This is a genomic window from Maribellus sp. CM-23 (genome assembly GCF_021354595.1).
In the GTDB taxonomy this organism is placed as follows: domain Bacteria; phylum Bacteroidota; class Bacteroidia; order Bacteroidales; family Prolixibacteraceae; genus Draconibacterium.
The window spans coordinates 1741904-1764081 of the sequence record NZ_JADWYJ010000001.1; the positions used below are offsets into that span (position 1 = coordinate 1741904).

The following is a 22178-nucleotide window of genomic DNA, read 5'->3' on the forward strand; positions in this document are numbered from 1 at the left end:
TTAGAACCAGATTCCGATTCCCATATTAAACTGGCCTCCCGCGCTTCCGGCTGCCGTATCAAAAAACTGATAATCGGCTTTCAGCACGGCTCCGGTAGCCAGCCACCAACCCGCGCCAATGGTAACATCGGTACGGTCGAAAGACTTATTTTCAGCCAGACTTCCGGCTGTTTTCGCATGTGTGTTGTAACGCTCATAACGAACAAACGGAACCAGTCGTTGTCCGTTCTGCACACCGTGTAAAACATCGTAACCGGCTTCGAGGTACCAGCCCAGCATTTGGCTTCCCAGATCAGCACCGGTAAAATCGTTGTACTCTGCCGTATTGGAAACATTTGCCACATTAAACTGACCACGTGCCTCGAAACCACCGTTCCGGTAACGGGCATCCAAACCAAGCATGGCAATACTAATTGCTGAAGAATCAGCCTGTGCAAGTGCCATATCATCGTCTTTGTCCAGTCCGTCGTACAGGCTCGACTGCGATTTCCCCAGGTAGGTGCTGGCTCCCAGTTTCAGACCACGAATGCCGTAATAATCAACACGGGCAGCCACTGTTGGCGAACTCATAAACGATTCGGCTCCTTTTTGCCTTCCTTTCCGGAAGCCGTCAGAACCACGGAACTTACCTGCTCCGTCGTAGCCGTTAAAACCGTTCATCACATACAGCTGGTATTTCAGCGAAGCCTGGTCAAAACGGCCGGCAAATCCCAATCCGATTTCACGCCAGGTAGTTGGCACAATCTTGCTGTCGAGGTTGGTACGCTCCACCCCGTTGTATGTGGGAGGTTCGTGGTACTCGTTCTGAATTCCCATCGGCACCAGCATCAAACCGCCGCGCAGGTTCAGCCAGGGCAAAAATTCGTGATTCATAAATGCCTGCTCCACATACACTTCCTGCACATGCTCGAGCTCAATCTCACTCACGAAACTGGTTTTTTCATTAAAACGATAACCAAAAAGCAGTACCAAACGATGAATATCCAGTGTGGAATTGCGCCGCTCTCCGTCCACAAACGGCTGGTTGTAATCGATTTGTGCATACCCCCCAATCGACAGGTTCGATCCTGAATTCAACAGGGATTCGGCAGCATTAAATTCGGAGTTATTATCGGTGTTTTGGGCCATAGCAGCAACACTAAAAAACAACAGTGCTGCCATTAAAATAGTCTTTGTATTTCTTTTCATAACAATAGAGTGATTTATTCGGGGGCAAAATTATTTTGAACCATTCAAAATAATATCCCAACATGTAGGGATTTTTTGGAGGGCGTTAATGAAAGTTTTTACGACAGATGGTCGGCCGAGATATCGGTGGGAGCCACTATTTTCTGGATAATGGCATAAACGGTAAGCCCCGGTATGGACTTGATTCCCAGTTTTTCGGTAATGTTTTTCCGGTGCGAGATAACCGTGTGCGTACTGATAAAAAGGCTCTCGGCAATGGCTTTGTTGGTGTTTCCAAGGGCGATCAAACGCAGCACTTCTTTTTCGCGGGCGGTAAGTTCGTCGTTTAGCGCCGCGTCCTCCTGTTCAAAAAAACCTTCGGCTGCTTTGCGCAGTTGCCGGGCGGGTGTATCCAGCGGCAGCACTTTGTCAAACGTATCCTGGTTGTATTTTTCATTTTCGTTTGAAACAATCCCGATCAGCAGGTGCTCGCCAATACGGGTTCGTAACTCCAGCAAATCGCCGGTACACTCACAGCTGGCCGGAACAATCAGCAAAAGCTTTGCTACCGCCGCATAATCCTGCAAACGCACTTCTGTAAAAGTTGCCACACTAACGATCCGCGCCCCCTGAAGATCTTCAAGTGCCGAAACCAGTCCGCGGCGAACCAGCTCTGCCGGGTAAATAATGATCACAGTCTGTCCCATTATTCCGCGGTTTTCATAAGATGCAAAACGTGTGGAATCAGAATGGCATCTTCCATTCGCGAATGATCGTGCATGTCCTTTTCAAACCGGTATATTTCCTCCATCAGTTTGTTACACACCCACTCGTCGTATTCCGGAACCAGGTATTTCAGGATCAGTTTTTTCAAGTCGTTCAACTCGAAATCCACGTGCTCGTGTTCCTTTTCAAAATTGAAATCAAAATTCCGGTGCTCTACCTCTTGCGGTTTTAAAACCAGCATTTCCACGTACGGAAAAATCGTTTCCTCTTCCTCTTTCAGATGTTCGAGTAGCTTTCGCTTGTAAGCCAGGTAAAACGTTTCGATCATTTTCATTTCACTGTTTTGCTGCGGGGTACTCAACAAAAGCTGGTGAATCAGTTCTTCGATCTGTGGCAACGAAAAGCCCACATAATAGGCATGTGTTTTTTTGAGATAGTCAACGATCAGCAAGGGCGAAAAGGAAAGCAATTGTGCCTTTGGAAAATAGTTTTTGTTGTGAAAAGTATTCACGATGGCCAAAAAGAAATCGGTGTTGACCCCGTAAACCGAGCAAAGTTCTTCAACGGTTTTATTACCAAAACCCAACCTGATACCAAAGCGGTGAATCACCGGCAATAAACTGTGATTGTTTTGCACCAGGTGCACCATTTTGTCCGTCTTCGTAAATTCCTGCATGGTTGTTCTGCTTTAATAAAAACTTCGCATCAAAATGCTTCCTTTTTGTCTGCTACCTAAAGGGAACAACAATATAGGCTAAAGGTTTTATTTTTCAATTCAGGAAGGCTAACAAACGAAATTAATCAGTCCACATATCCTTGTATTTTAGCTTAAATTCCCGAATAAGGTTAAATCCTAAAAACAAGTGACTACCCGATAAACTTCCTGTGGTATTGGTGTAAACCGCCTGGTGAAACATACGCTGATTATTCGATAAAACCAGCTGAAAGAGATGACCTCCTGTATCAATATCCACTCCCATTGACAGCGCATTATCTCCCTGAATATCAGAACTAAAAGGAACCAAATACTCCAGGTTGACCGAAACTTTTTTTGAAATACGCAACGCAGCAGCTGTTCCAAGCGTGAAAACCGACAACTCTTTGTTCAATTCAGGCATATACCCGGTTTGAAGAAAACCCGGCGAGAGATGGATCCCGAAATTATCCACGTTCTTAGCCAGCAGCACCTGAAAATTCCATGAGACCTTATCCGAAAACTGATCGTAAGCTGCCGGAAAGTGATCACGCATTGTTGGAAGGGAAGCTCCGGCAGATACAACGGCCGTAAACGGGAAATCGTTTTTTTGCTGAACCAGACGCCACTTGGCAAAAGCATCAAAAGTCTTCAACCAGGTACTCCGCCCCACTCCAAGGTTAAGGTTCTTTCCTAAACCATACTCAAAACCCAATCTCATTGAGGCCACATCCAATCCGAACAAATCATAAAATCCCCCACTTATGTCTCCAAAACGATGCTGGATCATCAGCATTAAAACACCATCATCGGCCAGGTTTGCCGACTGCCCGTTTACCACCCTTGTTCCCTGAAAGACATTGTTTACTTTATCTTCCTCCTCCTGCGCCCAAACCCCTGTTGGTGCAAGGACCACTAACAACCCAAAAATTATCAAATTAATCTTGTCCCTCATACCGTATTGTTCTCACTATTGTTTAATCAGTTTCAGCGTTTCGCGTGCTTCACGCGTACTGACTGTCACAAAATACATTCCCTCAGCCAGGTTAGAAACATCCAGATCAAGCGTGGCTCCTTTCCACGATTGCTGCACCAACTGCATTTTTCCGGAAATGTCGAATATATTTACAAGGGGCTTGCTCAAAGAACTTGTCAGCTCTAGCCGTACAAGGCCAGTTGCCGGGTTGGGATACATGGCAAACATTCGTTTTACAAGGTCGCTCACAGCCGTAACCGGCAAAATATTAGTAAAATTGGTATTGTGAGTAAAATTCTGTACCGCATCTCCCGCAACATTATTCAACTCCAGTCGCCATGCATGATCAACGGGAGGTTCATCGTATGTTCCGTTGTTGTTGTGATCAGCATAAAAATCAATATTATACGACTTCCCGTTTTCTATCCCGAAAACTTCAACGGAGAATTCGGCAGTTGCCATCACTCCGGAATAAGAGATCTCTGCTCCCGAGCTCTTATCAATCACCCAAAGACGAAGTGTTTGCCCCACATGCGGATTCATTCCGGCAAAATTTACCGTCAGTTTGTTTTGCCAGTTGATATCGATGAAGTTAGTGTTATGAGTAAAATCCAAAGTAATATTTCCCGAAACATTGTTTGCCTCTAATTGCCAGGAGTGATCAACAGGAGGAGCATCGTACATCCCGTTAGCATTGTGATCGGCAAAGAAATTCACAAAATAAGAATGATCTTTTTCAATACCTGAAACCTGCAGGGAGAATGCGACGCTAACAGTAGTCATTTTGCGCTCCACCTCTTTTCCTGAGCTTTTATCCACCACCGACAGGTACAGTGTCTGACCGACATGTGGATTCATGTTGCTAAGATTCAGCGTTAAAGTATATTTTCCATCATCGGTTGCTGCCCGAACTTCGATTTTTCCTGTCATCCCAAGCGATGCATGTGGATCACATCGATAGTTGTAGCTTCCAACCGTAGTAAATACATGGGAATAAACCCATCCGTTCCCCTCCTGGTTCCCAAAAGATTCAGGATTTTCGGGGAAGGTAGTTTGTTGACCATTTACATTGTGCCACCCCTCCACATTGCGCCATTCCACCGTATCTCCAACCTGAATACTCAGTTCATCGGGAGTAAACACTGTGTTGGAAGCTTCTACCACGTATTTTGTTTGTGCCTGAACAAGCAAGACAAACAGAAGACTGGTCAATAAAAGCCCGCCACCAATAAATTGCTTTCTGGTAAAAATTGTTTTCATCGGCTTCTTTTCAATAGATTTAAAATAGTTACAGACTTTTTTATCTTATTACAGATGATAAAAAAGGCCGGAATAACCGGCTTTCCCTTATTTAGCCTTTTTGTTTGTTTTCAAGCCAAGTGGATAATACAATGGACAGATTCCCAAAAGACTCGTCAGCAAAAAGACAACAGCAAGTAGTAAAAGCACCACGCCCAGCGTTCCACCGATCTTTCCTGTGAGATAAAGTACAACCAAAAGCGCTGCTATCAGTACGCGTAAGCCACGATCGATGCTACCCATATTTCTTTTCATACACTACAGATTAAAATAGTTTCTATTCAAGTTACAACAAAAAAGCATGGGCAACCGGTGACCACAGTCACCACTACATTACTTTTATTGCGCCTGCCTCCTGGCTAACCAGTTGCTCCATTTCCAGTTTTTTCAGGACACGGGTTACAACTTCACGCGCAGTACCCAAATCGTTGGCAATCTCCCGGTGAGAAATTTTTATGGGATTTTGATTTTTAAGTTCTGCCTTTGATTTTAGGTATTCATAAAGACGTTTGTCCATTTTATCAAACAGAATCTGGTTGATCATCTCGATCAATTCGGTATAACGAACATTGTATTGGCGAAAAAAAAGCTGATTCATTTCAGGATACTCTTTCATCCATTTGAACACTTTTTCGACAGGCATAAGCAGCACACTTGAATCCTCTTCTGTTGAGGCATAAACCCGACTGGGAGATTGATTTAAACTGGCATCAAAGGTCATGATGCAACTTTCGAAGGGTTTGATGTAGTACAGCAATAGTTCCTTGTCTTCGTAACGGGAAAAAACTTTGATCAACCCTTTTGTTAAAATAGGTATGGATTTAATGTACTGTCCTTCATACATTACTTCAGTTCCGGCAGGAATATCCGCTTCCGCCGAATGCTCATAAATCAAATTACGAAGCTTGGAGGAGATTCCGGTAATCTCTACACGGTTCATCTTTCGGTATTTTTAAAACTTATTTCCTACACTGTCTTATACAAGTTAGAAAAAATCCCAGAATAATGCCTTATGACTGAAACCGATAAAACCAACCAACTGAATATCTGTTTATTTACAATGCCTGTTGATATGAAAAACAAAACCGTTGGTTCCGACTTTTTGAAAAGCGGCATTTCTAATCCACTTATGAAAACACCGCCGAAACCTGCTTTTTCAGGAATCCGGGATCCACGCTTAATCCCAGTCCCGGAGCTTCCGGCACTGTAACCTTGCCATTTTCGCCGTACGAGATCCCCCCGATCACCGGGTCCTCTTCCAGCATCAGCGGCGTATCAAAATCATTGAAAACAATGGTTTTCCCGGCCAGCGCAAAATGTGCCGATGCGGTGAAACCCAGCCGCGATTCCAGAAAACCGCCGACCTGCAAAGGCATGTTTGCCTCTTCAGCAAGTTCTTTGATTTTTAAGGCCTTGAAAATGCCCGCCGATTTTCCCAGTTTGATGTTAAACATGTCGCAAGCTTCCAGGTCAATCAGGCGCCTTGCATCGTTGTGGTCGCAACACGATTCGTCGCCCATCACCGGTATCCCCGACTGCTGCCTGACCTTTTTCAGGTCCATAAAATCCCAACGCGGAATGGGCTCTTCGCAAAACTGGATGTTGTGCGGTTCAAGTGCCTGCAAAACACGGATGGCCTCGTCGGTTCCCCAGCCCTGGTTGGCATCCAAACGCAGCGGAATCTCATTTCCGATGGCTTCCCGTATGGCACGAATCCGTTCAATATCACGTTCGCCGTTCTCGCCCAGTTTTACTTTGATCACCTGGTATCCGGCAGCTTTGATCTTTAACGCATCATTGACCATTTTCTCCCGGTTGCCCAGACTTACCGTGTAATCGGTTACCAGTTGCCGGGTATTGTCGCCCCCCAGGTATTGATACAGGGGAACGCCTGCCTGCTGGGCGGCGATATCGTACAGTGCTATATCAAAGGCACTTTTTACACTCGAATTTCCAAAAATAACACGGTCCATGGCAGCCGAACAGGCCGCAATGTCCAGCGGATTCTGCCCCAGCAGCATCTGTGCCAGGTATTTCGAAACCACAAAAGCCGTTTCCATGCTTTCGCCGTTGATGGTCATAAACGGACTGCACTCACCAAAGCCGGCAATCCCTTCACGGGCGCGGATCACAACCATGAGGTTTTGGGCATACGCCAAGGGCCCCAGCGAAATAACAAAGGGTTCTTTTAGTTTGATCGGCGACTGGTATACTTCAATCCGGTCGATGGTGAGTTGTTCTTCTTTCATATACAAGGTGGCTTCCAAGCGTTTAACGGAAACCGTTTACAATGTTATAAAAAACACCCCGCATCAGGTACACTGACACCCAATTTTTTATGTTAATACTTATTGGCTGGCGAGCGGAACTGTTGTCGCACCCGATAAAGCTTTTAGAAACGCCGGCTGTCTGCCCTTTTGGAAAGCAAATTACATTCGGGCTCCGGAAGCTGTTGCCGGAAGTGTAAACGAAACGGTGGTACCTTTCTCCTGCTCGCTTTCAATCGAGATACTTCCCCGGTTTTTCTCGATAAAATCTTTTACCAGGATCAAACCTAGGCCGGTACTCATTTCATTTTCGGTACCGTGGGTGTGGTACGAATTGCTGATATCAAAAATACTGGCGAGTTTCGACTTTTCAATACCCACGCCGGTATCCGAAATACGAACGAGAACGGTGTTGTTCCGGCTCATTTCCGGATGAATAATTACATGCCCTCCTCTGCGCGTAAATTTGATCGCGTTGCTAAGTACGTTGCGCAGAATGGTCTGCAGCATATTGCGATCGGCAAAAACCACCAGGTCCTGTTCCCGCTCAAAACGGATATCAATTTCTTTGTGTTCGGCCATTTGCGACAGCCCTTTCACCACACTGTCGATACAATCGGTCAGGCTCAACCTTTCCGGGCGGTATTCAATTTTTTCGGACTGCGATTGCGCCCATATCAGCAGGTTCTCCAGTAACTGGCTTACATTTTCAGAAGATTGGCACAGGATGGCCACCATGTCTCTTAGTTCTTCCTTGCTAAATTGATCAAAATTGGCGTTCAGGTGTAGCAAAAAGGAAGTCAGCGACCCGGTAGGCCCGCGCAGGTCGTGCGAAATAATGGCGAAGAACCGGTCTTTGGCAGCATTGGCTTCAAACAACTCTCGGTTGGTGTATTTCAGTTTCCGGTAAAACCAAAGGATTACTCCGGCAATCAGCAAGGCCAGTACAACCGCGCTAATCATAAAGTTTCGGATGATCCGTTGTTCCCGGATACTTAATTCGTTGATTTTGTTTTGCTTTTCCAGTTCGGCGATCTGGTTGTTTTTCTGGTCGATCTCATACATGGCCGACAACTGGCTGGCTTTGATGTTTCCGCCTCCTGCCAGAATCAGGTCCTGGATCCGGATTTGCTTGTTTTGACAATCAATGGCACTTTTAAGATCGCCCATATCCAAGTAGGCCTGGGTCAACTTTCCGTAAATATCAAGCTGAATTTTTTTCTGATCGTTGGTAATGGCAAGCTCCAATCCTTTTTTTATGATTTCAATCCCTTCTGTCAACTGTCCCTGCCCGATCATGCTCAAACCCAGGTATTCAAAAATAACCGAAGAACTCAGCACTTCGTTCAGCCCTTCTTTCATCTCCACCGCGGTTCTTAAATTGCTTTCTGCCAGCTGGTAATTTCCGAGTGAATATTCGAGTATTCCCAGGTCTTTGTATACGTTCGACATGCCAAACTTCGATCCTTTTTCCGAATAGATCTTCCGGGTATTCTCGATGTTGTTACGTGCCTCGTCGTACTCTTCCGAAGCGATGTTAAGCAAGGCAATCTGGGCATAGCAAATCGCCAATCCGCCCTCATCTCCGTCGATTTTTGACAGCTTTTTGTACAATTCCAGCGACTTCTCAAAGTACTCCAGCGCTTCTTTCTGCAGTCCCAGGTCGGCATAGGTACGGCCCAATAGGTAATCGGCCCACGCACTTCCTTCGGTAAACCCGGCTTTTTCGTAGTTCAACTCCGACTTAATAATGTATTCGATGGCGCGGTCGTACAAACCGTTCATCCGGAAGATGGTTCCCATCATGGAGTAAGCCGAGCCCAGTGTTTTGTAATTATCGGATAAGCGACATGCCTGAACCGCGTCGTTAAACGATTTCAACGCGCCAATTTCATCACTCAAAAAATGATAGTTGGTTCCCATCCGGTACAGAATTTCCCCTTTGTACCAGTTGTCGTTCAGTTCTGTACCCAGTACCAAAGCGCTATCCAGAAAAGCCTGCGACGCTTCGTAGCGCTCTTTTTCAAGAAGTACCCTGCCCTGTGCATAAAAGGCCTTCATCAACAGCGTTTTCTTTCCCGATTCTTTGGCTGCCAGCAGCGCAGTATCTGCCAGCTGCTGAGCCTCCGCTTTGTCGGTCCCCACTTTTAGCAAGGCCAGTTCCAGTTGGGCTGCCACCGCATGCTCCCCCGATTTTGATTCAATTTCTTTCCGCAGGCTGTCTATCCTCGACTCATACCGGGCCTGCTCATTGGCGTACAAAGAAAAGGCCTGCATACAAAAAAGTACCAGGAAACAGTACTGCCACGCAATTCTTTTCATTAACCGTATCTTTTTGAATTTCCCCGTGTGCTTCTATCTTTTAATAGAGCTGAAAATTAGTATTTTTTTGAAAAACACCGCATCTATTACTGTAAATCAATGTCCTTAAGTACATTCTTCAACAGGCTTATTTGCACGTTACACGCAGAAAGCAAACGGTACTAAGCCATTCAACATAATCCCCGCGAATAAGTTTAAAATGAAAGGACATTCCGGAAATACACCAAAACGGGAAGGACGGGAAACTCGACAGAGAGCTGTGCAATACGATTTTATTTTTCCTGAAAGGAAACAGAAAAAGCACAGTTTTGGCAACGCTTCCGGCGATAAATTGTGAACCGGGAAGAAAGAAACCTTTTGGTATTAAAATATTGAACGCGCTTTTGCGTTTGCCTATACACAACCAATAAAGAAAATTCTTGACGTTGACAATCCCTGTGGCAGAGCCAGAGAATATTACTCCAACGTTGTTTCATCAACAAACTGAAAAACAGAATTTTCTTTATTGCACCCCTCTGCCATCCGTCAGTTGACGGATGACATCTCCCCTGAAATTCAGGGGAGAATACAAGGAAAACCCGTGGCAAGCCACGAGAAATTATTTGATTAAAAAGAGAAGTATGAGAAGAATGAAAAATGTAGTGCTTGTTTTTTTGGCCCTTGCAATGGTGTTTACCGCCTGCCAGAAAGACGACAGTAAAAACGACGGAACTTCTGAATTTGGTGTTCAGTTTGAAGCATTGAATCCACGCTTTGCACTCCCTGTTCAGGGAACGCTTAAATCGGCCACGGTAGAAACCGATTCCATTGTCTGGGATACGGCTCATTTGCTGGTATCCACCATTAAGTTTGAAGCTGAATTAAAAAGCCAGCTCACCAACGAAGACTCGATTGAAATCGAATACAAATGGCACGGCTCGGAGTGGGTCGACCTGCTGAACAACGAACTTACCCTTGGTAATTTTGTGCTTTCGCCCGGCACTTACGACGAGATTGAACTCAAAATTGAAGGGAAGAAAGAAGATGCGGGCGGCGAACCTGTGTTTTTCCTTGGCGGAACCTACAAAAACGATGCAGGTAGCTGGCCCATAGAAGTGCGCGTAACGCAAGACGTCTATTTCAAAACCGAAAAGGAAGACGTGGAAGTGACCGACGAAGGCATCGATGTTACTTCGGTGATACAGATGTACCTCGACCAGCTGATGGCCCGTGTGGACCCGGCTGACCTCGACAATGCTGACCAGACCGATGGAGTGATTGTTATCTCGGCCAACAGCAACCAGGACATTTACCAGATAGTTGTCAGCAACCTGGCGCACGACTGCCGCACCCGCTACAAACACAAACACCACGGAGACGATGATGACCACGATGGCTACGACGACGATCACCATGGCAACGGCCACGACGATGATTAAACAGCCAGCATCATAAGGGAATCCATTCCCAAAAGCAGCCACTTGTCTTACAAAAGGAATAAAACCCAAAGTCGATACAGGTGGCTGTTTTTTTATATCGATTTGTAACTCTTAAAAAGCACGATTTCCCCTCCTCCCAGGAGGGGTGGCAGCGACTCGAAACCTGCCATACATAACAAACTCCAATTCGCTGACAGGGTGGTACTACCTTCTTTCCTCCAATGTAAATCAGTTAACCACCTCCTCCCCCAGTCTCCGCAAGCTACGACTGAGTACTCCTAAATATTCCTATATAAACTCTAATATTAAGGATGATAGTTTCCCCTCCCAAAAACCAACCTTCCGAATTCTTTCCCCCATTTGGGGGAAATGTCAGCGTAAGGCTTTAGCGAGGGTGACAAAGGGGGTTAAGAGCTGGCAGCAACCCCCAACAATCAACAACCAGGAACAGGGTTGAGACCCAAGTTCTCCGTCCAATGAAGGGCCAGCTGAAAAACTGCTTAATTCGGGGATTGGCTATAAAACAACGACAAATCATTGCGGCGCATACAAGCGGCAATCTCTACCGAATGGTTTAACTGCGCCGCTTATTCGCTGCGCTCATTACCCCGGGTTAAAACCCGGGGCTATTCCGATGAAAACCCGTTGGGTTTTCTACTCCGCCCGCTCCAGCGCATCCATCAACCACTTGTTGGTAACGCTTTTGGGCCGGATAATCGGTTGGTTCAGCCCCAGTGCCATAATGCTTTGCGCACAGAAACCAAAGGTGCGCGAAATCCCAAACATCACGGTGTAGAAATCAAAATGACTGATCCCGTACTGGTACAGCAGCGTTCCAGAAATCGCATCCACATTGGGGTAAGGGTTCGCCACCTTTCCTCCCTTGTAGGTTTTCAGGATGTTGGGCACCACGTAGTACAGCTTCTTAACGGTTTGCAGGTAGGGCGAATTCGGACAATGGCGGTTGCCAAACTCCATAAACGCCGTAAACCGCGGATCGGTGACCCGAAGCACCGCATGCCCGTAGCCAGGAATTACCCGCCCGGCATCGAGCTCTTCCCTCACAAAAGCGTCGAGCTGATCGGTGCTTGGTGATTCGCCAAAACGCTCGTGAATACCACGGATAAAGCGCAGGCACACCTGGTTGGCCAGTCCGTGAAGCGGCCCCGCCAAGCCGTTTAACCCTGCTGATGTGGCATAGTAAAGGTTCGATAGTGCCGAGTTCACCACCCTCGAAGTAAACGCGCTCACATTGCCACCTTCGTGGTCGCAGTGCAGCACCATGTACAGCCGTACCAGTTCGGCAAACGAAAGCTCGGGATTCACCCCCAGCATATGCGCCAGGTTGCTTCCCCAGTCGAGCGACGGGCGGTAATCAATCGGCTCTTCCCGCAACAAGTGGATGCGGTAGATCGCCGCAGCAATGGCGGGCAGTTTTGCCAGCAGGTTCACGGCATCTTCCAGCATGTATTCCCAGTACTCCGACTTGGCCAGTTCGCCCGCTTCGTACTTCTGTTTAAACACCGACTCTCCTTCGAGCGCCAGGACACACAGGCTAAACATGGTCATGGGGTGCAGGTGGGGCGGAAGCTGCCGGATAAAGGTCCACAGGTAGTCCGGAAGTTCGGCCCGGAAGCCGAGTTCTTCACGCAGTTCGGCCAGTTCGGTTTCGCTGGGGAACTTACCCGTGCAAAGCAGGTAAAAGATCTCTTCGGGCAGTTTGTCTTCAAACTCGGGAATCGCATAATCGCTGATAAACAAACCGCGGTACGGGTCAACATACGAGGTATTGCACACCAGGGCGGTAAGTCCGCGCATGCCCCCCAGCAGTTGCTTTACGCTTACTTCTCCCACCACTGTGTTGGGATGCTCCCGAAGCATCCAGGCAATTTCCATACCCAGGTAGTCAATCCGTTTTTTGACGTTGTTCTTGAATTGTTCCATGGCTGCTATTTTTTAAAACCGGTTGATCGTTTTCATATGTTTTTACTGCCTTGCGTCGGCCAGGGTTTCAATGGGGGGAGAGCTGTGAACGATTAGCCATTAGCCGCGAGCTGCAAGTCAACCAAGCATTCAATGTCGATTGCAGATTTCAGCGCCTCTGCAAACCGAGACTACCATCATCGGGTATTATGCCTTCACTCAATCCTTCTGTCCTTCAATCCCTCAGCATTAGGTATCCCGGAATTAAGATTGCTTCTCCCGATACCTCGGGATCGCAATGACGCACGTTGAACGGAAACCAGAGGCAGCGGACCACAAAAATCTTATTCCCGGCAGAAAACTGCACGGTCCGCTACCAGACTTCTATAAAATCTTGGTCTTTGCGAGGGAGTTTACGACCGAAGCAATCTTCTTCAAACTCATTACTTATTACCATCTGTTTTGGATTGCTTCACTTCCTCCGTCGGATCGCAAAGACGCACACGCTATGTGGGGGCAAAAGCAGCGGACAATAGTAAATCATGCCTGAATGAATACGTCACTTGTCCGCTGCTTTCTGTTAACAGATGATTGTCATTGCGAGGGATCCGTCAGTTGACGGAGACCTAAGCAATCTCTTCTATACCACTCCCATTGACCAATGACTAGTGACCAATGACTGAACACTGTGACTGCAAACTGCAGCTAAATCCCCTCAAACTCCTCACCAACCGAAACGGTCTTAAAGGCCTGGCAGCCTTCCGATCTTAATTTTTCAATCGAGTTGTTAAACGAACCGGTGAGTGCGTTTCCCCTTCGCCCGCGGCAAAACGGACAGGCATGAAAATCGCCGTTGGCATCGATGTAGAGGTAGCGGTTGCCGGCACCCATGCACCCGAGTTTTCGCTGGTGATAGCCATAGAACACGACGATGGGGTAATCGCTGAATTGCGGATCGTTGTTCATCCGGATCACAAAATCACTGATCAACTCAATTTGGTCCTTTCCCAGGCGAACGGGCTTGTCTGAAAACCGCCCCACCTGCCGGGCCTCAAGGATGCGGATAAAATGCGCACCGATGTTTTTAGCCAGCTGAATGTATTTATCCAGGTTTTCTTCGGTGGTGAATTCGCGGGTGGCACACAGCGAAAGACTTACCAGTATTCCCGCTTTCCGGCAGTTTTCCACGGCTTTTAACACCCACTCAAAACTACGCGGATGGTTCCGAAACCGGTTGTGCTTGTCTTCATCCCAGTGATCGAGGCTGATGTTTGCCCCTACCAGACCCGCTTTTTTAAGCGCCCGGGCTTTTTCTTCTGTCAAGCCAAAACCGGATGTGAGCAACCAGAAATCAATGCGCGTGGAGGCTTCTTTCAGGATCGAGATCATATCGTCGAAGCGGGTCAGCGGCTCGCCGCCACTCAGCTGCACATGGCGGATGCCCTGCTCTTCGATCTTTTGCAGAATCTCTTTTAGCTGATCGAGCGAGAGATGGTCTCGGCTGTCGATGTTGTCCCAGTCGTAGCAATGCGAACACTGCAGCTGACAGCGATTGGTAATCCCCCAGATAATGGTCTGCTGCGGAATCATTGCCCGGTTCGCGCTTCCGTTCCCTCTATTATTCCGGAAAAACTCCTGCTGCATCACTTTCTTCAGATTGGCCGACGGAAACCCGGGAAAATCGGTCACCCAGTAGTAGAGGCTGCCCGATTTTACCAGCTTGGTGATCCGCTGGTTTCCGTGCACCGAACTTCTGAGTTTTTTCAGCCGCTTTACTTCCCTCACCGCTGTCAGCGGATTGCGGTTCACTTTCAGAATCTGCCAGAAAATAAAGGCACGCAGCCGTCTCACCAGGAACCATACCTTCCGGCCATTGATCAGTTCGGGTATTCTTTCTTGTTTTTCTTTCACTACGCCGGTTTTATGGGTTCGGGAATTGGTCTTTGTTCTGATACTCGACCATTTGCTGCATGTATTCATTCACAAAGCGGTTAAAACGCCCGGGCTCCCGGAACGTTTTCAGGTACTCGATATCAGGAGTCCCCTTGGGATCGCGCAGGATGTGGTACCAGCCTTTGCTGTGCAGGAAAACCGAACGCGCTTCCTCCCGGTTCGGCGGAAGATCAAAACTTAGCTCCGCATAGTCTCCCACTTCGGGCTGATCGTAATAGTGGTGATCGTCGGCCAGTATTTTCTTTGTAATGTCTTTCCCCGACTGATCAAGGGCTGATGTTGCCGAAACCACCGTATAGTCGAGCTCGAGGTCGGCAGAATAATCGATCCCCACATAATCGATGTCCCAGAAAAAGTTACCCGCTTCGAGTTTAATTTTTACCGGGTTGCTTTCCGTTCCGTTTAACCCGAACGAAAGGATGTCTTCCTTAAACGCCATCGGGCCGATAACATTGTAATAATCCACCGCCTCCCATTCGCCGTTTCGTTCCACCGACAAAGTCAGCGGGATGTTCTGGTCGGCCGACCATTGCCGCAGCTGCGCCTCGGGAACCCTTTGCTGCTTTTTGTTCCACCGTTTGTAGCGGTCGCCAAACTGATCGTGAAACTGGCTGATCATATAATCGAGCACAAAGGAGTTCCTGGCCCGGATCATCACTTTTGCAGCAACGGCCTTCTCCGGTTTTTGAAATTCCAGGATCATTCCGTCGGTGAGCGGCAGTTCCTGATCGCTGATGCGGCCGGTAAAAAACAAACTGTCTTTTTGGGCAATCAAAGCCGAAAGATCGGAACCGTCGAAAGCGGTGGCCGACACGGGCGACAAAAGCTGCCCGGCAGTATGATACTTCCCGTATTTATCCACCCAGATGTTCAGGTCGGAAGCGTGGTCAAACACCCACATCTCCATCAGGTTGGTATGCTGGATCTCTTTTACTTCGTTGGCTATTTTTAGCTTGTAGTTGATGTTTTCCGGGGCGTAAACGGGAAGTTTCAGAAAGTCGTGTCGTTCGAGTTGCGGCTGAATGCTTCCGCTGTAAATTTCTCCGGTCAGCGCATACTGCTCACCGTCCCAGGTATAAATAAAGGGGCACGACGATTTTAACAGCAATACCAAAAGGGTGAGCACAGCCAACGCGCCGGCAGTGCCTCCCAGGATGCCCAGTGCCCACGATGCGGTGGTAGCGCCTTTGTCTTTTTCATAGATTTCAATTTTTTGGATATCGCTTACCGGAATACCCACCTTTAGCGTACCCGGGTAACGGTTCAGGCTCGAAGCATAAATGTGTACTTCGTTTAGTACGGCATTTTCGCGGTAGGGATTTTTTGTCCGGTAGCGGTTTGCTTTATCGGGTACTACCGGTTTGCTGAGCACCAGCTCGTACTTTTCCCAGGTATTCAGTGTTAAGGAATCGGCCGTTACCTTGGGCGTTGTAACCACCCAGGCCTCTTCCCCAAAATGAAGAATCATTCGCTTGTGCTGAGCGCTTAAATTCTCCATTTCTTCGGCCAAGGGTGCGCTGGGGCCACGCACTTTAAAATAGTTCATACAGCCCGACAGGTTGAGCAAACACACGATCAGCAGCCAGGAAATAAGCCGATACCCGGGTGACCATTTCCGGAGTTTTGGCGGCTGCTTATGCCTGGATCCGCTCAGTTGAAAGGAAAACCGGTTTTTCATTGCGCCTGATTTTTGGTAACAATAATTTACGAAAACCGGCGCACAATAGCAATTCACTAGAAACTAGCCCCGTAGCGGGGTATTTGGCTTGAAAGAAAGGGAGAAAACAAAAAGACTTCCTTGCTAACTTTAAACACTGAACACTGATCACTTTTCTTATCCTGTATTGAATTTGTCGCCTTGCAAAAGAAGGAGGACGACAGAGGGCTTAGTCTTCCTGCATTCACCCAATCACTCCATCAGCACATCCTTCATTCATTCAAGATGGAGCCTTAACTATATTCTTTGTATTTTACACGATAAAGAACGGCAGTATGTGGCATAAAAAGATGAAAGCACTTTTTCATCCCGAACGATATCATGGATGGGGGAAAAATCGGAAATATTTTGAAGGCTGGTATTATAAAGTTATAACTGCCGACGAAAAATCTGCCTTTGCATTTATCCCCGGAATTGCCATGGATGCACAGGGTAGTAAGCAGGCTTTTATTCAGGTGCTCGACGGAATAAAACAAACATCAGATTATATTCGGTTTCCGGTGGAAGATTTTAATTCCGGTGCAAATTATTTTACCACAACAATCGGGAACAATTCATTCGCTTTGGATAAGATGTTGCTTGATCTTGAAAACGTCAGGGGTGAACTTTACTTTGCGAATCCGGTTCCATGGCCTAATCATTGGTATTCGCCGGGAATAATGGGACCGTATGCCTTTGTGCCGTTTATGGAATGTTATCACGGGGTTTTAAGTATGAATCATGAAATTCGGGGCAGCCTTAACATCGATGGCAGGGATATCAATTTCAACGGTGGGAGAGGATATACCGAAAAAGATTGGGGACACTCTTTCCCTTCGGCGTACATCTGGATGCAAACCAACCATTTCTCGCAGCAGGGAGTTTCGCTTAAGGCTTCGGTTGCTAAAATTCCATGGCTAGGCAGTTCTTTTGTCGGGTTTATTGCAGGGCTTTATTATAACCAAGAAATCATTCAGTTTACCACCTATAATGGTTCCCGGTTAGTACGCTCCGTGGCGGGTGTTGATGTGGCAGAGGTGGTAATGGAAAATAAGAATTACCTGCTGGAAATAGTGGTTCACCGAAACAAAGCCACGGAACTGGCATCACCTGTTTCAGGTTTTATGGATGGGCGTATTAGTGAAAGCATGACCTCAACGCTTGATGTAAAACTTACCGATAAACAAAACGGCAAAATCGCTTTTAATGATACCGGACGAAATGCAGCTGTTGAGATTGCAGGTAAAATTGATGAGATTACGATCGATTGATTGCTGCGGGTTACCAGTAGCGAGACACGAGCTGCGAGTTACGAGCATCTAGTATCCGGAATCAAGGATCAAGCTACTAGCCGCAAGTAGTGAATCATAAGCTGCGAGACACGAGATATAAGTGCTGCAAACTGCGACTGTATCTTCCGCTTCCAACTTTCTTCCTAACATTAAACGCTGAACTACCGTGGCCGACGTACACAACAAAGCAACGCGCTCCTTTAATAGGAGCCGAATGAAGGGCAAAAATACCAAGCCCGAAGCTGGTGCCTGTTGCAATGCAGAACAAAAATCAAATCCGGCGGATTTGAATGTGTATGGAAAACACAATCGGCCGCCACACCACAAATCCGGAGGATTTGAATGCTTATAGAAATAAGCCCTGAGAGGAAAGGTACGACTCCGGCCGGAGTCGAATATCTCATTCCTCAACGAATGTTCTATAGACATTTGATGCCGCGGGCATCAATCATCCAGCCATTCAAATAAATATTCATCTTTAAACTCAATTTCAAAAGCGCTGAGAAAAGCTACATATTCGTCCTGAAAGGTTTTTCTTTTATGATGTTCTTTTTGACCTTCGATGTATCGAATTACATCCGACAATTGGGATTGTCCGTAAGAAAATGCCCCGAATCCTTCCTGCCATCGAAACTGAAATTTCGAGAATTGCTTTTCTTTGATAAATGCGACGGATGATTTTTTTATTTCTCTGACCAAATCAGAAAGGCAACAAGTAGGTTTCATGCCAATCAGAAAATGAATGTGGTTGGCGGTGCCGTTAATCGTTAACATTTTTTGTCCTTTGTTCTGTACAATTCCGGTTATGTATTTGTTTAATTCCTCTTCCCATTCGGACTGAATGAGCGCTTTTCGGTTTTGTACGGCAAAGACCACCTGTATATAAATTTGTGAGAATGTATCGGCCATAATGTATGTTTTAGTTGTTGATTACAAGATAAGCAATTCGATTTCCAATTCGAAGGATTAACGCGTCTATAGCAAACAAGATCGGCCACCTCATCACAAATCCGGTGGATTTGAATGTGGATAGAAAGCATAATGGGCCACCATACCACAAATCCGGAGGATTTGCATGTGTATAGAAAACACATCGGTGGAAGCAATACGACTCCGGCCGGAGTCGAATATCTTCTTTCACAACGAACATTCTATAGACATTTGATGCCGCTGGCATCAGGGATGCGTGTTTCATTTTTTATTTTTAGCTTGCATTAATGCTTTGGGATGGATGTGCACGATCAACATACCCGCTCGTACAATAGGAACCGCATGAAGGGCAAAGCACAAAACCCAAAGCTGGTGCCTGTCACAATGCAGAACAAAAATCAAATCCGGAGGATTTGCATGTCTATAGAAAATACAATGTGTGGAGGAAATACGACTCCGGCCGGAGTCGAATATCTCATTCCTCAACGAATATTCTATAGACATTTGATGCCGCCGGCATCCGTCTGGTAGCAATGGCTTTTAATTGTAATTTTGGAAACGATGGATGTGCACGATCAACATATCCGCTCGTACAATATGGGCCGCATGAAGGGCAAAGCACAAAACCCAAAGCTGGTGCCTGTCACAATGCGGAACAAAAATCAAATCCGGTGGATTGGAATGCTTATAGAAATAAGCCCTGAGAGGAAAGGTACGACTCCGGCCGGAGTCGAATATCTTCTTTCTCAACGAATATTCTATAGACATTCGATGCCGCTGGCATCAGGGATGTTACTCATAGTCCGTTGACACGAGCAAACATATTCTCTTCATTTGCTGAATGAAGAAACATAAAATCATCATTGAATATTTGTACCGAGATGCAGGCAATTATAAACTGTTTGAAGAAGCTGAAATCGCCAATCCCAAGAATCTAACATTTCATGAATTTCAAAGATGGTTTAAAAGCCTGTTAATCGATGGATTGTATTTTGTTCCACACGATTTCGGATTAGTAAAACCCCAATTCCCAACTTATAACCCCGAGTTAGATCACGACTGGTGTGAATTAATTCCATTGCGCGAAGAAAATTAGGTAGAACAATCACTTTATGTTCATTTTCTATTAGATTTATGGTTGACTTTTCAACATAAACTAATGAACCGAGCATATTATTCCGACTCAATCCAAAACTTTTTGATAACTCCCCTGACAGAGATTCTAGGAATACTGGCTGATAATAACGAGTTTGCAACAGAGCAAACCCAGAAAGATGCATGGAAGTTTCAGATACAATATTTGAAGGATATCCTAAATGGCTATTCTGGATCAATCTATTTCGAATATGCCATACCCCGAATGGGTAAGCGCATTGACGTTCTTTTGCTAATAGAATCCCTCATCTTCGTTGTTGAATTTAAAGTTGGAGAAAAAGAATATCCTTCTCATGCGGTCGACCAAGTGTGGGATTATGCGTTGGATTTAAAGAACTTTCACGAAACGAGTCACGATAAAATTATAATACCTGTTTTATTAGCCACTAAAGCCAGAAATGCCGATTTGGTTCTGACTACATCGAAGCATGGTGATGGACTTTTTAACCCAATTAAATCTAATTCGGAAAGGTTTCAAGCTATCATTACTGACTCAATTCGGTTTCTTGATGGGCAAGAACGCATAAATATTGAAGATTGGGAAAAAGGACGTTATCAACCAACGCCAACAATAATTGAAGCGGCCACTTCACTTTACGCTAATCATTCGGTTGCCGATATTTCGAGGAGCGATGCAAGTGCCATCAATTTAAGCCAGACTTCAGATGAGATTTCGGCCATCATAAAAAAGGCAAGAGATAACTCGGAAAAAGCAATTTGTTTCGTAACCGGAGTCCCCGGCGCAGGGAAGACTTTGGTGGGACTAAATGTTGCAACAACTCATTTCGATAAAGACAGCGAATTGTATAGTGTTTTCCTTTCGGGAAATGGACCATTAGTGAAAATTCTCCAAGAAGCTTTGGCGCGTGATAAAGTGAAGCGAGCCAAAGCAAAAAGTGAAAAACTAACTAAAAAGGTTGCTAAAAGTGAAGTTCAAGCATTTATTCAGAATGTACATCATTTCAGAGATGAAGGGCTAAGAGATGATTCAGCCCCTATTGAACATGTTACGCTTTTCGACGAAGCACAACGTGCCTGGACGCTGGAGCAAACTTCGAATTTCATGAAACAAAAGAAAGGTGTTCCCGATTTTCACATGTCCGAACCGGAATTCCTTATTTCTTGTCTCGACCGTCACCCTGACTGGGCGGTTGTAGTTTGCTTAGTTGGAGGAGGTCAGGAAATAAATACAGGCGAAGCAGGTATTTCTGAATGGATCGAAGCTCTTGGACGGTCCTTTCCTGATTGGAAAATTTACATGTCAACCCGATTAACAGATAGTGAATACAATGCAGAGCAAATACTTCAGCAAATTAATCACCGAACCAATGTTATTCACTCTGATTCGCTGCACTTGTCGGTTTCCATGCGTTCGTTTCGAGCAGAAAATGTCTCGTTGCTTGTAAAGCAAATTTTGGATTTGAATAGAGAAGAAGCACAAGAAACGTTGTCTGAGCTCCAAGCAAAATATCCCATTGTTTTAACACGCGATTTTAAAAAAGCCAAACAATGGTTGAAACAAAAAGCGCGAGGAACCGAAAGATATGGCATTGTGGTTTCTTCTCAAGCACAACGTTTAAAACCTTATGCAATTGACGTGAAATCCCCAATCGATCCGGTGAATTGGTTTTTAAATAACAAGGATGACATTCGGTCTTCTTACTATTTAGAAGATGTGGCCACCGAATTTCATGTTCAAGGCTTGGAACTAGATTGGGCTTGCGTGGCTTGGGACGGAGATTTCAGATTTTCAGAAGAAGGATGGGATTATAAATCTTTCAAAGGCAGTAAATGGCAAAATATTAATAAAGCTGATCGGAGGCTGTATTTAAAAAACGCCTATCGGGTGCTATTAACCAGAGCTCGTCAAGGAATGGTGATTGTTGTACCAGAAGGCGATAAAGAAGATCACACTCGGCTTCCTGAGTTTTATAATGACACTTATAATTATTTGGAGTCAATCGGATTTGAAGTAGTTGATTAATCACAAGGACAATATTTACGTAAATTAACTTATACATAAATTAAAACCCAGCCTATGAACTGCTTAACCTGTGGCGAAAAAATGAACACCGTTTACCGTAACTCGGTAGCCACCGATGAAGAGATTTGCGTGAACTGTGATGTAAACGAGGGCATTTGCCCCTTTTGTGGGCATGCTATTGCCGAACCAAGCGCGTGCGAGTATTGCGGGGCTTCGTGGCCAGCAGAGGAGTTATATTTCTAAACCATCAGTAAAATAAGGAATTTCATCGCTTTTCAGCTTAGGATAGAGACTTTCCCCTTTAGCGTAGAAGGATTATTATCAAGGGAATATTAGATATTCACTAAAGTATAGGAATAAAACCTTTGGTAAAAAT

At 45.8% G+C, this 22178-nt stretch carries 18 protein-coding genes; 5 read left to right on the forward strand and 13 right to left on the reverse strand.

The window, feature by feature from the left end; translation table 11 throughout:
* The 9 genes from INQ51_RS06785 to INQ51_RS06825 form a co-directional block, all read right to left on the reverse strand.
* Positions 1–1188 (reverse strand): hypothetical protein, encoded by a 1188-nt coding sequence (locus INQ51_RS06785; RefSeq protein WP_233377124.1) that lies wholly within the window; start codon positions 1186–1188, stop codon positions 1–3.
* Between the two features lie 98 nt (positions 1189–1286).
* Positions 1287–1874, reverse strand: coding sequence for a helix-turn-helix transcriptional regulator (locus tag INQ51_RS22505; protein ID WP_262909859.1), 588 nt, complete (start codon positions 1872–1874; stop codon positions 1287–1289).
* Complete coding sequence (locus tag INQ51_RS06795; RefSeq protein ID WP_233377125.1) at positions 1874–2569, reverse strand: hemerythrin domain-containing protein; 696 nt, start codon at positions 2567–2569, stop codon at positions 1874–1876. Before INQ51_RS06795 ends, INQ51_RS22505 begins: the two co-directional genes overlap by 1 nt.
* Positions 2570–2690: 121 nt before the next feature.
* On the reverse strand, positions 2691–3542 hold the full coding sequence (locus INQ51_RS06800) for a DUF5777 family beta-barrel protein (RefSeq protein WP_233377126.1): 852 nt from the start codon (positions 3540–3542) through the stop codon (positions 2691–2693).
* A gap of 15 nt (positions 3543–3557) precedes the next feature.
* On the reverse strand, positions 3558–4823 hold the full coding sequence (locus INQ51_RS06805; protein WP_233377127.1) for a T9SS type A sorting domain-containing protein: 1266 nt from the start codon (positions 4821–4823) through the stop codon (positions 3558–3560).
* Between the two features lie 87 nt (positions 4824–4910).
* Entirely contained in the window at positions 4911–5117 is a 207-nt protein-coding gene (locus tag INQ51_RS06810) for a DUF2892 domain-containing protein (RefSeq protein WP_233377128.1), read from the reverse strand.
* Positions 5118–5190: 73 nt separating this feature from the next.
* Complete coding sequence (locus INQ51_RS06815) at positions 5191–5802, reverse strand: Crp/Fnr family transcriptional regulator (RefSeq protein ID WP_233377129.1); 612 nt, start codon at positions 5800–5802, stop codon at positions 5191–5193.
* Positions 5803–5989: 187 nt separating this feature from the next.
* Positions 5990–7111, reverse strand: a complete 1122-nt coding sequence (locus tag INQ51_RS06820) for a mandelate racemase/muconate lactonizing enzyme family protein (protein ID WP_233377130.1) — start codon at positions 7109–7111, stop codon at positions 5990–5992.
* Positions 7112–7291: 180 nt separating this feature from the next.
* Positions 7292–9451 carry a tetratricopeptide repeat protein gene (locus tag INQ51_RS06825; protein WP_233377131.1) on the reverse strand — a complete coding sequence of 720 codons (2160 nt, stop codon included), beginning with the start codon at positions 9449–9451 and terminating at the stop codon, positions 7292–7294.
* A 620-nt stretch (positions 9452–10071) separates the two neighbouring features.
* Between INQ51_RS06825 and INQ51_RS06830 the strand changes: the two genes are divergently transcribed.
* On the forward strand, positions 10072–10869 hold the full coding sequence (locus INQ51_RS06830) for a hypothetical protein (protein ID WP_233377132.1): 798 nt from the start codon (positions 10072–10074) through the stop codon (positions 10867–10869).
* A 654-nt stretch (positions 10870–11523) separates the two neighbouring features.
* Here the strand turns inward: INQ51_RS06830 and INQ51_RS06835 are convergent.
* The 3 genes from INQ51_RS06835 to INQ51_RS06845 all read right to left on the reverse strand — a co-directional run bounded on the left by INQ51_RS06835 (position 11524) and on the right by INQ51_RS06845 (position 16423).
* Positions 11524–12813, reverse strand: a complete 1290-nt coding sequence (locus INQ51_RS06835; protein WP_233377133.1) for a citrate (Si)-synthase — start codon at positions 12811–12813, stop codon at positions 11524–11526.
* Positions 12814–13497: 684 nt separating this feature from the next.
* Positions 13498–14703, reverse strand: a complete 1206-nt coding sequence (locus INQ51_RS06840; RefSeq protein ID WP_233377134.1) for a radical SAM/SPASM domain-containing protein — start codon at positions 14701–14703, stop codon at positions 13498–13500.
* A gap of 10 nt (positions 14704–14713) precedes the next feature.
* Entirely contained in the window at positions 14714–16423 is a 1710-nt protein-coding gene (locus INQ51_RS06845; RefSeq protein ID WP_233377135.1) for a hypothetical protein, read from the reverse strand.
* 329 nt (positions 16424–16752) lie between these two features.
* Between INQ51_RS06845 and INQ51_RS06850 the strand changes: the two genes are divergently transcribed.
* The gene (locus INQ51_RS06850) at positions 16753–17712 is read left to right on the forward strand and encodes a tocopherol cyclase family protein (RefSeq protein ID WP_233377136.1); all 960 of its coding nucleotides are present in this window, start codon (positions 16753–16755) and stop codon (positions 17710–17712) included.
* 465 nt (positions 17713–18177) lie between these two features.
* On the opposite strand, the gene tnpA is transcribed toward INQ51_RS06850, so the two are convergent.
* Positions 18178–18642 (reverse strand): IS200/IS605 family transposase, encoded by a 465-nt coding sequence (tnpA, locus tag INQ51_RS06855; protein WP_233377137.1) that lies wholly within the window; start codon positions 18640–18642, stop codon positions 18178–18180.
* A gap of 862 nt (positions 18643–19504) precedes the next feature.
* Between tnpA and INQ51_RS06860 the strand changes: the two genes are divergently transcribed.
* The 3 genes from INQ51_RS06860 (at position 19505) to INQ51_RS06870 (ending at position 22045) form a co-directional block, all read left to right on the forward strand.
* Positions 19505–19759, forward strand: coding sequence for a hypothetical protein (locus tag INQ51_RS06860; protein WP_233377138.1), 255 nt, complete (start codon positions 19505–19507; stop codon positions 19757–19759).
* 63 nt (positions 19760–19822) lie between these two features.
* A complete protein-coding gene (locus tag INQ51_RS06865; protein ID WP_233377139.1) occupies positions 19823–21802 on the forward strand; it encodes a DUF2075 domain-containing protein in 1980 nt (659 codons plus the stop codon).
* Positions 21803–21856: 54 nt separating this feature from the next.
* Complete coding sequence (locus INQ51_RS06870) at positions 21857–22045, forward strand: hypothetical protein (protein WP_233377140.1); 189 nt, start codon at positions 21857–21859, stop codon at positions 22043–22045.
* Positions 22046–22178: the final 133 nt, after the last annotated feature.